This is a genomic window from Amycolatopsis sp. cg9 (assembly GCF_041346945.1).
Classification (GTDB): Bacteria; Actinomycetota; Actinomycetes; order Mycobacteriales; family Pseudonocardiaceae; genus Amycolatopsis.
On record NZ_CP166850.1, the window covers coordinates 5,451,240 to 5,463,571 of the forward strand.

The 12,332-nt window shown below is 74.3% G+C and carries 12 protein-coding genes; 5 read left to right on the forward strand and 7 right to left on the reverse strand.

Features of this window, described 5'->3' with window-relative positions; all coding sequences use genetic code 11:
- Window positions 1-26 precede the first annotated feature (26 nt).
- Window positions 27-692: a TetR/AcrR family transcriptional regulator gene (locus tag AB5J73_RS26020; protein WP_370961293.1), complete on the forward strand. Its 666-nt coding sequence runs from the start codon at window positions 27-29 to the stop codon at window positions 690-692.
- Window positions 693-801: 109 nt separating this feature from the next.
- On the opposite strand, the gene AB5J73_RS26025 is transcribed toward AB5J73_RS26020, so the two are convergent.
- The 3 genes from AB5J73_RS26025 to AB5J73_RS26035 form a co-directional block, all read right to left on the reverse strand.
- On the reverse strand, window positions 802-2,025 hold the full coding sequence (locus AB5J73_RS26025; RefSeq protein ID WP_370973327.1) for an HRDC domain-containing protein: 1,224 nt from the start codon (window positions 2,023-2,025) through the stop codon (window positions 802-804).
- A 98-nt stretch (window positions 2,026-2,123) separates the two neighbouring features.
- The gene (locus tag AB5J73_RS26030) at window positions 2,124-2,840 is read right to left on the reverse strand and encodes a response regulator transcription factor (RefSeq protein WP_033261886.1); all 717 of its coding nucleotides are present in this window, start codon (window positions 2,838-2,840) and stop codon (window positions 2,124-2,126) included.
- A 752-nt stretch (window positions 2,841-3,592) separates the two neighbouring features.
- Complete coding sequence (locus AB5J73_RS26035; protein ID WP_191984486.1) at window positions 3,593-4,156, reverse strand: DUF3000 domain-containing protein; 564 nt, start codon at window positions 4,154-4,156, stop codon at window positions 3,593-3,595.
- 88 nt (window positions 4,157-4,244) lie between these two features.
- Between AB5J73_RS26035 and hemE the strand changes: the two genes are divergently transcribed.
- Genes hemE through AB5J73_RS26055 form a run of 4 tightly spaced genes read left to right on the forward strand, consistent with a single transcriptional unit; the run spans window position 4,245 to window position 8,801 of the window.
- Entirely contained in the window at window positions 4,245-5,315 is a 1,071-nt protein-coding gene (gene hemE / locus AB5J73_RS26040; protein ID WP_370961294.1) for a uroporphyrinogen decarboxylase, read from the forward strand.
- Window positions 5,312-6,712: a protoporphyrinogen oxidase gene (hemG, locus tag AB5J73_RS26045; RefSeq protein WP_370961295.1), complete on the forward strand. Its 1,401-nt coding sequence runs from the start codon at window positions 5,312-5,314 to the stop codon at window positions 6,710-6,712. Before hemE ends, hemG begins: the two co-directional genes overlap by 4 nt.
- 56 nt (window positions 6,713-6,768) lie before the next feature.
- Window positions 6,769-7,461: a hydrogen peroxide-dependent heme synthase gene (gene hemQ / locus AB5J73_RS26050; RefSeq protein ID WP_370961296.1), complete on the forward strand. Its 693-nt coding sequence runs from the start codon at window positions 6,769-6,771 to the stop codon at window positions 7,459-7,461.
- The gene (locus AB5J73_RS26055; RefSeq protein WP_370961297.1) at window positions 7,461-8,801 is read left to right on the forward strand and encodes a CoA transferase; all 1,341 of its coding nucleotides are present in this window, start codon (window positions 7,461-7,463) and stop codon (window positions 8,799-8,801) included. The genes hemQ and AB5J73_RS26055 overlap by 1 nt, the downstream gene beginning before the upstream one ends.
- Before the next feature lie 447 nt (window positions 8,802-9,248).
- On the opposite strand, the gene AB5J73_RS26060 is transcribed toward AB5J73_RS26055, so the two are convergent.
- The 4 genes from AB5J73_RS26060 to AB5J73_RS26075 all read right to left on the reverse strand — a co-directional run bounded on the left by AB5J73_RS26060 (window position 9,249) and on the right by AB5J73_RS26075 (window position 12,269).
- The gene (locus AB5J73_RS26060) at window positions 9,249-9,587 is read right to left on the reverse strand and encodes a hypothetical protein (protein ID WP_370961298.1); all 339 of its coding nucleotides are present in this window, start codon (window positions 9,585-9,587) and stop codon (window positions 9,249-9,251) included.
- Complete coding sequence (locus tag AB5J73_RS26065) at window positions 9,584-10,384, reverse strand: DUF692 domain-containing protein (RefSeq protein ID WP_370961299.1); 801 nt, start codon at window positions 10,382-10,384, stop codon at window positions 9,584-9,586. Before AB5J73_RS26065 ends, AB5J73_RS26060 begins: the two co-directional genes overlap by 4 nt.
- On the reverse strand, window positions 10,377-11,291 hold the full coding sequence (locus tag AB5J73_RS26070) for a TIGR04222 domain-containing membrane protein (protein WP_370961300.1): 915 nt from the start codon (window positions 11,289-11,291) through the stop codon (window positions 10,377-10,379). The genes AB5J73_RS26065 and AB5J73_RS26070 overlap by 8 nt, the downstream gene beginning before the upstream one ends.
- Window positions 11,292-11,357: 66 nt before the next feature.
- On the reverse strand, window positions 11,358-12,269 hold the full coding sequence (locus AB5J73_RS26075) for a TIGR04222 domain-containing membrane protein (RefSeq protein ID WP_370961301.1): 912 nt from the start codon (window positions 12,267-12,269) through the stop codon (window positions 11,358-11,360).
- Window positions 12,270-12,332: the final 63 nt, after the last annotated feature.

The following is a 12,332-nucleotide window of genomic DNA, read 5'->3' on the forward strand; positions in this document are numbered from 1 at the left end:
GCGCCGGACCTGGCAAGATCACGCCCGTGGTCAAAGGCGCGGGAGTCGGCAGGCCGAGGGCGAGCGGAGCGGCGGCGAACCGCCCGGACGCGCGCCAGGCGGTGCTCGACGCGGCGGGAGAGCTGTTCACCGGAGCCGGTTACGCGGCGACGACGACCCGCGCGATCGCGGAGCGCGCGGGCCTGCGCCAGGCGTCGCTCTACTACCACTTCCCGGCGAAGGAAGACATCCTCGCGGCGTTGCTGGCGGAAACGGTCCGGCCTTCGCTGGATTTGGCTTCCCGTCTGGTCGGTGCCGCGGGCCCGGCGGCGGTGCGGCTGTGGGCGCTGGCGTACGCGGACATCGGCCTGCTCGGCGGGGCCCGCCACAACTTGGGCGCGTTGTACTTGCTGCCGGAGGTGGGCTCGGCGAACCTGGCCCGCTTCCGCGCGGAGCGAGCGGACCTGAAGGCGGCGTACGGCCGTCTGGTGGCGGCTTCGGGGGTGGCGCCGGAGTCGGTGGCGATCCGGACGGACCTGGTGTTCGGGCTGGTGGAGAGCATCGCGGTGGTCCGCAGGGACGACCCGGACCTCGACGTCGAGGCCCACGTCCGCGAAGGGGCGGACGGGGTGGTGCGGCTGGTCGGGACGGCGGAGCCGTCGGAGGACCTGCGGGCCGAGGCCCACACCCTGCTGGCCACCCTCGCGAGCTGACCCGGCCCCCGACCGCCCCAATGTGGCGTTGGGTGCATCGAGCGCACCCAATGTGGCGTTCGGTGCGTTGGACGCACCGAACGCCACATTGGGGAGCTTGGGGCCGGGGTCAGGAAGCCGTTGCCTGCAGGGCCTTGCTCAGCGCCGTCGCCGTCAGGTCGACCTGCCACGGCCGGGCGCCGCCCGCGCGCAGGACGTCCGCCACCGAGTCCTCGTCCGTCTCCGCCGGCGGCCGCCAGCACGTGCGGCGCACCAGGTCCGGCAGCAGCAGGTTCTCCACCGGGAGCCGGCGGTCCTCCGCGATCGCCGTCAGCGCCGCGCGGGCCGCCGACAGCCGGGCCGCCGCGTCCGGGTCCTTGTCGGCCCAGCGGTTGACCGGGGGCGGGCCGTCCGTCGGCTGCGCGGGCGACGGCAGCTCCGACGCCGGGAGGGCGCGGGCCGCCTGCAGGTGGCGCAGCCAGCTCGCCGTGTACTTGCGCTGGACCCGGCCGCTGAAGACCGGGAGCGCCTGGAGGTCCTCGACCGTCTTCGGGTCGGCCGTCACCGCGTTGATGATCGCGCTGTCCGGCAGGATGCGGCTCGGTGCGCGGTCGCGTTTGCGGGCGAGCTCGTCGCGCGCCTGCCACAGCTCGCGGACCGCCGCCAGGCCGCGGGGGTTGCGGATCTTGTGGACACCGGACGTCCGGCGCCACGGCTCGGCCCGCGGGGGCGGCGGCGGGGCCGTCCGGACGTTTTCGAACTCCTGCCGCGCCCACTCCAGCTTGCCCTGGGCGCCCAGCTCCGCCTCCAGCTTTTCGCGCAGCTGGATGAGCAGCTCGACGTCGAGGGCCGCGTAGTTGAGCCAGTCGACCGGCAGCGGCCGCTTCGACCAGTCCGCCGCGCTGTGCCCCTTTTCGAGGGTGTAGCCGAGCAGCAGCTCGACGAGCGTCCCCAGCGCCACGCGTTCGTAGCCCGCCAGCCGGCCGGCCAGCTCGGTGTCGAACAGCGCCGCCGGGTGCAGGTCCAGCTCGGCGAGGCAGGGGAGGTCCTGGGAGGCCGCGTGCAGCACCCATTCCAGGTCGTTGAGGACGTCGCGCAGCGGCTGGAGGTCGTCGGCCAGCGCGATCGGGTCGATCAGCACCGTGCCGGAACCCTCACGGCGCAGCTGCACGAGGTAGGCCTTGGGCCAGTACCGGTAGCCGGACGCGCGTTCGGTGTCGACGGCGACCGCGCCGGTGCCCGCGGCGAGTCTCGCGCAGGCCTCGGCCAGCGCGGACGGTTCGGTGATCACCGGGGGCGTGCCCTCGGCGGGTTCGCGTAGCAGCACAGGGCCGCCCGTGGACTCGATCTCCATCCCGGTGTCCTCGGCCTCTGCACTTCCCATAACTGACGACCCTACGGGACGGGCGTACCGCGCCTGGTGCGCCCGCCCCGCAGGGAGGTTCGTCTGCGTCAGCGGATGACGCCGGCCCGCATGGCCAGCGCCACCATCTGAGCCCGGTCGCCCGTGCCGAGCTTGCGCCCGATCCGGGACAGGTGGGACTTGACGGTGAGAGCGGAGAGCGAAAGCTCCTCGCCGATCTCCTTGTTGGACTGCCCGTCGGCGACCAGCTGGAGCACCTCCACCTCACGAGCGGACAGCTCGCGCGGGGTGTTGTCGGTGCCCGCGACGCGGGTCCCGGTGGCCAGCACCGGAGCCACGCTCGGGTCGGCGTAGACGCCGCCCTCGAGCACGCGCCGCACGCCATCGGTCACGACGACCGGCGACGCGGACTTCAGCAGGTACGCCTGGGCCCCGGCCTGGAAGGCCGAGCGGACCGCGTACGGGTCGTCCGAGGATGCGAGTACGACCACGCGCGGCCAGCCGTGGCTACGGAGTTCCGTAACCAGCTCGATGCCGCTGCCGTCCGGCAGTCCGAGATCGAGGATCGCCAGGTCACAAGGCCCAGTGGCCTGTGCTCGCGCCCTCGCCTCGGCCACCGTGGCGGCTTCGTGGACGGTCCCCGCACCCATCTGTGCGAGTCTTGCTGCGATTGCCTCCCTCAACAGCGGGTGGTCGTCGACCACCAGTACCGAAAAGAGCTCTTCCCGCGGGTGCGGAACCATGCTCGCCGGCAACGCGCCGGCTGGCGTGGATCGGACGGCCTGAGAAATGCCGACGGTAGCCACGTCACTACCTCCCTGGAGTCGGTCGTGCCCCCCGACCGGCACCGGGACCTTCGGCCGTTCAGCCGCGCCAGCTTTAGACCGAAAGTGGTGTCGTCGAAGGCACTGTAGCCGCCCTGAGGCCGTTGCGGGGGGATCGAATGGGTATCTATCTCAAACGAACAGTCACTCAGTGGGTTCGGAGTAACACGATCGGGCTAGTACACGGCCGGTTGTTAACGGATAGCCCAGCGAACACGATGCAAAGAAGTTGCCGACGGCCAAATGGCCGTGCAGATGGGTCGTGCAGCTGCCGGTGCGCCTAGTGACGGGGGTCCGGATGGGTGCGGGCAGGTCCCGGAATGTGGCCCCGGCCGGGGCATGATCAACTCCGCGGGGCGGGGTCGGCGAGGCTCTCCGACACCGTGGGGAGTGACTGTCCGTGTCGATCACGGGGTGCCGACCGGCCTGGGATGGCCGAGTTGATCTTGTTGCGGTGCGTGACCGCGCGGAGTCACTAACGAGGAGACGTGAAACGGCCTCAGGACGGCCGGGCCGGCTCCGGCGTGGCTGCGCTCGTCCAGGGCGGTTCCGGGCGCGCAGGAGTGCGTCAGGGGGCCGGAAAGACGTGAACAGCGTTCAGCGGACGTGAATTTTGCTCACATCGGTACAGGGGGCGCGTCCCGGGACGGCTCCCGGCGGGACGCCGTTGCCGTTTCGTTGCCCGCGATCGCCCGGATGCCGCGGCTCGGCAGCGGGAGCCCGGACGCCGCGGGTCAGGAGCTCTGGCGCTGCCCGAAGAGCGTCACGCCCACCGGCGGCAGGCCCACGACGCTCGCCATCACCTGGCAGAACGCCTGCCCGTGCGGCAGCAGCCCGGCGTCCGTCGGCGTCCACGACGCCCGCAGCTCCAGATCGTCGGTCCGCGCCGGGCCGGAGATGTCGCCGAAGCGGGCCGAGGACGTCTCGGTGACCGTGCCGCCCAGCGCCGTCCAGCTCGCGCCGGACACCTCCAGCGCGTCCGTCAGCCACGACCAGCCGACCGCCGGCAGGAACGGGTCGGTCGCCAGCTCGCGGTCCAGCTCCGCGCGCACGTACATGACGAGCCGGAGCACGCCGTCCCAGCCGTCCTGGCCGTCCGGGTCGTGCAGCAGGACCAGCCGGCCCGAGGCCAGCACGTCGGCCGGGCCCGCCACTTCGCAGCTGACCGCGTACGACCACGGCGCGAGCCGCTGCGGGGCCCGCATCGGCTCCAGCAGCACCTCCCGGCGGGGCCGGACGGACTGCAGCGCCGCGACTGCTTCGCGGAAGAGCTCGGGCACTGGCGTCATCGCGGTCACGCTTCGACTTTAGGGCGGGCACGCCCCGTTGCGGGCGCAGGCGCGCCGATAGAAGCACCTTCCCCGGCTCGTGGCACGATTGACGGCGATGTCTCCGACCACGCCCCTGCCGCAGCGAGCCGCCCCGTCCGGCCGCCGCGAGCTGCCCGAAGCCCCGTTCCTGGCCGCCGCACGCGGCGAACGCCCGGCCCGCACGCCCGTCTGGTTCATGCGCCAGGCCGGCCGTTCGCTGCCCGAATACCGCGCGCTGCGCGAGGGCGTGCCGATGCTCGACGCCTGCTTCGACCCCGAAATGCTCGCCGAGATCACGCTGCAGCCGGTCCGCCGCCACGGCGTCGACGCGGCGATCCTCTTCAGCGACATCGTGGTGCCGCTGAAGGCCGCGGGCGTCGACATCGACATCGTGCCCGGCACCGGCCCGGTGGCCGCCGCGCCGGTGCGCGACCTCGCCGCCGTGAAGGCCCTGCCGGAACTCGAGCCCGGCCAGGTCGCCAAGGTCGCCGACGGCGTCCGCCTGCTGGTCGAGCGGCTCGGCGGCACCCCGCTGATCGGCTTCGCCGGCGCGCCGTTCACGCTGGCCAGCTACCTCATCGAGGGCGGCCCGAGCCGCAACCACGAGCACACCAAAGCGCTGATGCACTCCGAGCCGGCGCTGTGGCACGAGCTGGCCGGGCGCCTCGCCGACGTCGCGCTGACGTTCCTGCGCGCCCAGCTCGACGCGGGCGTCGACGCGGTCCAGCTGTTCGACTCCTGGGCCGGCGCGCTGTCCGAGCGGGACTACCGCGAATTCGTCCTGCCGCACTCGGCGCGGGTCCTCGCGGGCGTCGCGGAGTACGGCGTGCCGCGCATCCACTTCGGCGTCGGCACCGGCGAGTTGCTCGCGGCGATGCGCGACGCGGGCGCGGACGTCGTCGGCGTCGACTGGCGCATCCCGCTCGACGAAGCGGTGCGGCGCCTCGGCGGCAAAGCCGTCGTGCAGGGCAACCTCGACCCGGCGCTGCTGCACGCGTCCTGGCCGGTCCTCGAAGCCGAGGTCCGCCGGATCGTCGAGGAGGGCCGCGCGGCCGACGGCCACATCTTCAACCTGGGCCACGGCGTGCTGCCGGGCGTCGACCCGGACGTGCTGACCCGCGTGGTCGGGCTGGTGCACGAGCTGTGAAGCGGGTCGCGGTCGTCGGGGGCGGCGTTTCCGGGCTGACCGCGGCGTACCGGCTGCGGCGGCTGCTCGGCGCGGACGCCGAGATCGTCGTGTTCGAGAAGACGAAGACGCCGGGCGGGAAGCTGCGCACCGCCGAGCTCGCCGGCGTCCCCTACGACGTCGGCGCCGAGGCCTTCCTCGTCCGCCGTCCCGAGATGCTCGCGCTCGTCCGCGAGCTGGACCTCGACGTCGTCCACCCGACGAAGGCCCGCGCGAAGATCCACGCCGGCGGCACTGTCACCGGCATGCCGCCCGGCACGTTGATGGGGGTCCCGGCGTCGGCGGACTCCGTGGCCGGCGTGCTTTCGGAAACGGGACGACGGGCCGTCGAGGCCGAAGTCTCCCTGCCCGAACTGCGGCTGCCGAGCGGTGACCTGCCGCTGGGGCCGCTGCTGCGCGAACGCTTCGGCGACGAACTGGTCGACCGGCTGGTCGACCCGCTGCTCGGCGGCGTCTACGCGGGCGGGGCGGACGGCCTCGGCCTGCGCGCGACCATGCCGGGCCTGGCGTCGGCGCTGGCCGCGGGCGCCGGTTCGCTGACCGCCGCGGCCGCCGCCCAGCTGCCGGCGAACCCGTCCACCGCGCCGGTGTTCGGCACCGTCCCGGGCGGGCTGGGCACGGTGATCGACCGGCTCACCGAAGCTTCCGGCGCCGAGCTGCGCACCGGGTTGCCGGTCTGCGACATCGAGCGGCACGGCGCGGGCTGGCGGCTGCGCATCGGCGCCGCGCCGACCGCGCACGCGCCCGCGGACAACACGGTCGAGGCCGACGCGGTGGTCCTCGCGGTCCCCGCGCCCTCGGCCCGGCGGCTGCTGGCCGACCTGGTGCCCGCGGCTTCGGCGGCGTTCGGCGAGGTCGAGCTGGCGTCGATGGCCGTGGTCGCGCTGGCGCTCCCGCCCGGCACACCGCTGCCGGACGCGTCCGGGATCCTGATCGGCCACGGCGAGCGCGACGCTTCGGGCAAGCCGTACGCGTCGAAGGCGTTCACGTTCTCTTCGCGGAAGTGGGGCCACCTCGGCACCGGCCCGGTGCTGGTCCGCGGCTCGGTCGGGCGCTTCGGCGAGCTGGGCGCGCTGCAGGCCGACGACGTCGAGCTGGTCCGCGTGGTCCGCGACGACCTCGCGCGCCTGACCGGCGTGACGGCCGCGCCGGTCGAGACGCTGGTGACGCGCTGGGGCGGCGGGCTGCCGCAATACGGCACCGGGCACCTCGAGCGCGTCGAGCGGATCGAAAAGGCGATCGCGGCGGTCCCGGGGCTGGCGGTCGCCGGGGCGACGCTGCACGGGGTCGGGCTGCCGGCGTGCGTGGCCACCGCGGAGGCGGCCGCGCAGCGGATCGCGGCCCACCTCGCCGAGTGAGTGCTCTCACCTGACCCGTGGCGGCGACGGTCCCGGCGCGGTGACAGGATGGACGCATGGCGCGGGTCAACTACAACGAGCTCAACGACACCATCCGCTACACCACCTGGTCGGTCTTCCGGATCGAGCCCGGCAGGCTCGGCGAGGACCGCGGGACCGCGGGCCGGGAAACGACCGAGTACCTCGACGGTCTCGAGGCCAAGGGCGTCGTCGTCCGGGGTGTCTACGACCTGTCCGCGCTGCGCGCCGACGCCGACTACATGATCTGGTGGCACGCCGAGGAGATCGAGCAGGTCCAGGCCGCCTACGCCGGGTTCCGCCGGACGCCGCTCGGGCGCGCGTCGACGCCGGTCTGGAGCCAGACCGCGCTGCACCGGCCCGCCGAGTTCAACAAGAGCCACATCCCGGCGTTCCTCGCCGGGGAAGAGGCGCGCAAGTACGTCTGCGTGTACCCGTTCGTCCGCTCCTACGAGTGGTACCTGCTGCCGGACGCCGACCGCCGCAAGATGCTGGCCGACCACGGCAAGGAAGCCCGCGACTACCCGGACGTGCGCGCCAACACCGTCGCGTCGTTCGCGCTGGGCGACTACGAGTGGATCCTCGCCTTCGAAGCCGACGAGCTGCACCGGATCGTCGACCTGATGCGCCACCTGCGCGGCACCGAGGCGCGGCTGCACGTCCGGGAGGAAATCCCGTTCTACACCGGCACGCGCGTGCCGCCCGCCGAGCTCGTCGCGGCCCTCCCGTAGTGCGCGAGGCAGTCGAGGGCGTCTGGCGGGCGCTCACCGGTTCGGCGCCCGGCCCCTTCGAGGTGACCGGCACCGAGGACGTGCTGCCCGGCCCGTACCGGGTGGCGGCCGCGGCGACGGCGTCGATCGCGGCGGCGACCCTGGCGGCCGCCGAACTGCTGAAGCAGCGCGGGATCGAGCCCGGCGTCGTCACCGCGGACGCGCGGCACGCGGCGGCGGCGTTCTACAGCGAGCAGCTGCTGCGGGTGGACGGCACGGGCGCGGAGTCGGTCTGGGCACCGCTGTCGGGCAACTACCGCGCGGCCGACGGCTGGGTGCGCCTGCACTGCAACTACCCGCGCCACGAAGCGGCGGTGTGCTGGGGGCTGGGTGTGCCCGGCACCCGCGGCGCGGTCGCGAAGGCGGTGGCCGGGCGGCCGGCGCGCGAGATCGAGCACGCGGTGGTGTCCGCCGGGGGAGCGGCCGCCGAGCTGCGTTCGCCGGCGGACTGGGCGGCGCACCCGCAGGGTTCGGCGGTGGCTTCGCTGCCGCTGGTTTCGCTGGAGCCGGTGGACGCGGCGCCGAAACGGACGTTGTTCTATTCGGACCGGCCGCTGGGCGGGGTCCGGGTGCTGGAGCTGACCCACGTACTCGCGGGCCCGGTGGCCGGCCGGGTCCTGGCCGCGCACGGCGCCGACGTCCTGCACGTCGGGGCGGCGCACCTGCCGCGCGTCGAGGCCCTGGTGCGCGACACCGGCCAGGGCAAGCGCTCGACGTTCGTGGCCCTGGACACCGAGGGCGGCCGCGCGCGGCTGAAGAAGCTGATCAGCCGGGCGGACGTACTGGTCCAGTCCTTCCGCCCGGGAGCGCTGGAGCGCATCGGGTTCGGTCCCGAGGAGCTGGCTTCGCTGCGGCCGGGCTTGGTGGTCGCGGACCTGAGCGCGTACGGCTGGGAAGGCCCGTGGGCCCGCCGGCGCGGCTTCGACAGCCTGGTCCAGATGTCGAACGGGATGGCCTGGGGTCCGGAGGAGCCCTCGCCGTTGCCGGTCCAGGCACTGGACCACGCGACGGGCTGGCTCGCGGCGGCGGCGGTCATGACGGCGGTGCACCGGCAGCTGACCGACGGCGGCACGTGGCGGGCGCGGCTTTCGCTGGCGGGTACCGGCCGGTGGCTGGATTCGCTGGGGCGCAAGGATCCTGCGGGCGTCGAGGTCGATTACCGCGATCTGATGGAGGACGCGGACAGCGGCTACGGGCGGCTTACGCGGGTTCGCATGGCGGGCGGGTTGCCGGGGGCGGAGCCGCACTGGGACTTCGGAACGCGGCTGCCGGGAGTCGACAAACCGACCTGGACCCCCTGACTCGGGCCACCCCCTGACCCAGGGCCCCGCCCGTCCCTGGGGGCAGGCCCCGCTGCCAGCTTACTGGCGGCCCCTGACGAAAAGCCCTGGTCGGGCCGGGTTGTCCACAGCCCGGCCCGGTTGTGGATGGGCGGCGTTGGGGCTGGTTGGGATGTCATGAACGACCCTTTCACCGCGCTGGACGAGGTGAAAGGGTCGTTCATGACGTTCGGGGGGAGCGGTCGGGCTGGGGGTGGGCCGCGCGAGCGGCTGAGCCGGAGGCGGTCGGCGGTGGGGAGGTGGGCCGCGCGAGCGGCTGAGCCGGAGGTGGTCGGCGGTGGGGAGGTGGGCCGCGCGAGCGGCTGAGCCGCAGGCGGTCGGCGGTGCGGAGGTGGTCCAGCAAGCGGCTGAGCCGGAGGCGGTCGGCGGTGCGGAGGTGGGCCGCGCGAGCGGCTGAGCCGCAGGCGGTCAGCGGCGCCGGAGCCGGTCCCGCAGGCCCCGCCGCGGCTTCGGCAGGTGCCCACCCGCGATCAGCCACGTCACGAACTCGTCCGCGTACGCCCCCGACCGTTCCGCGGCCAGCTTCGGCCGCTCCCCGTTGAACTCCGCGAACAACGGCCCGTACCGCTCGCCCAGCGCCTCCGCCAGCTCGGGCCGCTGGTAAGCCAGCACCCGCCCGTGCTTCCGCCGCAGCACCGAAGCCTCCACCCGCAGCCGCGCGGGGTCGAAGCCGGAAGGTGCCGGGCCCGAAGCCAGCAGCGCCTTCAGCAGCTCGGCCTGCCGCGCCGCCAGCTCCTCCCGGCTCACCCCGTCACCGCCGCCCGCAACGAGGCCAGCTCCGATGCCAGTTCCTCGTCGCTCGGGTAGTCGTCGTCGCGCTCCAGCAGCACGCCCGGCGGGTCCGTCCGGCGGCGCAGCTCTGTCAACAGCGCGAGCACCTCCGGCAGCACCGGGTGCGCGTGCGTGTCGTGGTAAACGCCGTCGCGCTCGACGCCGCCCGCCATGTGCACGTACGCCAGCCGCTCCCACGGGATGCCGTCCAGGAACGCCACCGGGTCGGTGCCGATGTTGCGGGCGTTGGCGTAGAGGTTCGCGACGTCGATGATCAGCCGGCAGCCGGTCCGGTCGGTCAGCTCGGTGAGGAACTGCTCCTCCGTCAGCTCGTTGTCCGGCCAGTCCAGCACCGCCGCGATGTTCTCCAGTGCGAACGGGACGTCCACGATGGACTGGGCCAGCCGGACGTTCGCCACCAGCACGTCGAGCGCCTCGCGGGTGCGGGGGAGCGGCATCAGGTGCCCCGAGTCGAGCCCGCCCGCGCGGACGAAGCACACGTGGTCGCTGACCAGCGGCGCGTCCACCGCCCGCGCGATCTCCGCCAGGTGCTGGACGCGGCCGGTGTCGAGCGGCTCGGCCCCGCCCAGCGAAAGCGAAACCGCGTGCGGCAGCACCGGCAGCCCGCGCCGGCGCAACGCCACGAGCGTCTCCGGGAGGTGGTCGGCGTGCAGGTTCTCCGCGACCACCTCCACCCAGTCGACGCCCGGGAGCCGCGCGATGGACAGGTCCAGTTCGTGCCGCCAGCCGATCCCGATGCCGAGCTCACCCACCGCAGCCCCCTCCGCCGCACGAAGAACCGCACGAAGACCCGCTGCTGCACGACGAGCTCGAACAGGACGAGCCGCTGCTGCACGAAGAACCGCCCGACGAGCCACCGCCGCCGAACGACGACACCGGTGGGGTCAGCGCCGCGCTGAGCTCTTCGTCCGGGTACATCGCCCAGCCGCCCAGCGCGACCGCCGCCGCGGCGCCGCCGAGCAGCGCGCCGCCCGCCAGCATGCCGGCCGGCACCGGCCCGGACGCCGCCGAACGCGCCTGGCCGAGCACCCGGTGCCCCGCCGCCGACGGCTGCCGGGCGCCCGTCTTCGACCGGCGGACCGCGGCCACGATCGCCAGCACCGCCGCGAGCAGGACCAGGAACACCAGGACCCCGACCGGGCGGCCGAGCGAGATGCCGTTGACCAGCCGCACCACGCCGAGCGCCAGCACGGCGAGCTGCAGGACCAGCCCGAACGTCCGCGCCTGCCGCTTCGCCGCCGCCGACGCCAGCAGGCCCTGCTGGTCGAGGCCGGTTTCCAGGGCCCGCATGACCGCGGAGCCGCGGACCTGCGACCGGATCATCGACGTCGTCTTCAGCTGCGCCACGTCGTAGACCGCCCGCTCCAGCGGCTCCGACGGCCGGGCCCCGGCCTGGCTGACCTGCTTGTAGCTGTTGACGCGCAGCTGCCCGCGGTCCACCAGGGCCGCGATCGCCGCGTCGACGGCCCGGTCGGGGCCGCCGGCGAGGAACGCGAGCTGGTAGACGGTCGGCGGCGGGACGGGCCGTCCGTCGTCCGCGCGCAGCGCCCGGCTGCTCACGACGCCGGCCACGACGACCCTGATCAGCAGGACCGCGCCGAGCAACGCGATGTAGAGGACCACGAAATCCGGTCCGGAAATGCCCCACGGGTCGTTCATCGCCCGTCTCCCCTCAGTGAGTCGCGATTACCGTAGCTGTGAGACGCGCGCGCTCGCGTCGGCGTTTCAACCGCCGCAGCCCCCGCCGCCACCACCACCGCAACCCCCGCCGCCACCGCCGCAGGAGCTGCCACCCCCGCCGCCGCAGGAGCTGCCGCCGTAGTAGCCGACGGCGGCGCCGCCCCCGGCGCTTGCCCAGCGGGTGCGCGACCGGCGGTAGGCGCGCGCCGTCGACTGCTGCGTGGCCCGGCTGACCGCCAGCCGGACGTCCTTGTCGGGGTGCTCGCCGAACCCGCCCGAGGCGACGGCCCCGGCCGGTCCCGCGGTGAGCGTCGCGGTGCGGCGCGCCTCTTCCGCGGCGGCCCGGCCGGCGGCGGTGGCCTTCACCTCGCGCTTCTTCGCGGCGCGGACCGTGGTGAACACGGCCGCGACGACGTTCGGCGCGAGCAGGCCCAGCAGGAAGCCGACGGGGTGGCCGGTCGCTGACCCGGCGATCAGCCGGACGACGCCGAAGACGAACAGCGCCCAGTACGCGACGGCGGCGAACACCCAGGTCAGACGCAGTTTCCGCACGTCGGTGAGCAGGCCGCGGGCGGTCAGCCCGGCCTCCAGCCCGGTCGCCGACGGGTGGGCGCGCACCTCGGCGCGCACCCGGTCGACGGTCGTGCCGGTCTTGCCGATCCGCGCCAGCGCGGCCCGGCCCAGGTCGTCCGGCGCCGAGCCGCGGACGCGGTGCAGGCGCCCGGTGCCGTCCATCCGGACCGCCTGCCGTTCCAGCAGCCGCGCGACGACCAGCTCGCCGAGCCGCTCGCGGCCGCCGGTCAGCAACGCGAGTTCTTCGGCCCGCTCCGGCGCCCCGCCGGCGCGCCCCCGCGCCAGCAATGCCCCGCGCACCCCCGCGGCCAGCGCCGTGAGGAGCAGCAGGGCCAGGTACAGGCCCGCGAACACCGGTCCCGGAATGCCCCAGGTGTCGGTCATGAGTCCGCCCTCCCTCGTCCGTGTGCGGAGACTACGTTCGAGGAAGGGCGGCCGGTTGCTCGC

Coding starts and splice junctions, on each gene's coding strand:
- AB5J73_RS26025 (WP_370973327.1), bottom strand. CDS start 2,025: ATGGAGATCGAGTCCACGGGCGGCCCTGTGCTGCTACGCGAACCCGCC.
- hemE (WP_370961294.1), top strand. CDS start 4,245: ATGTCTCCGACCACGCCCCTGCCGCAGCGAGCCGCCCCGTCCGGCCGC.
- hemQ (WP_370961296.1), top strand. CDS start 6,769: ATGGCGCGGGTCAACTACAACGAGCTCAACGACACCATCCGCTACACC.
- AB5J73_RS26070 (WP_370961300.1), bottom strand. CDS start 11,291: ATGAACGACCCGTGGGGCATTTCCGGACCGGATTTCGTGGTCCTCTAC.
- AB5J73_RS26075 (WP_370961301.1), bottom strand. CDS start 12,269: ATGACCGACACCTGGGGCATTCCGGGACCGGTGTTCGCGGGCCTGTAC.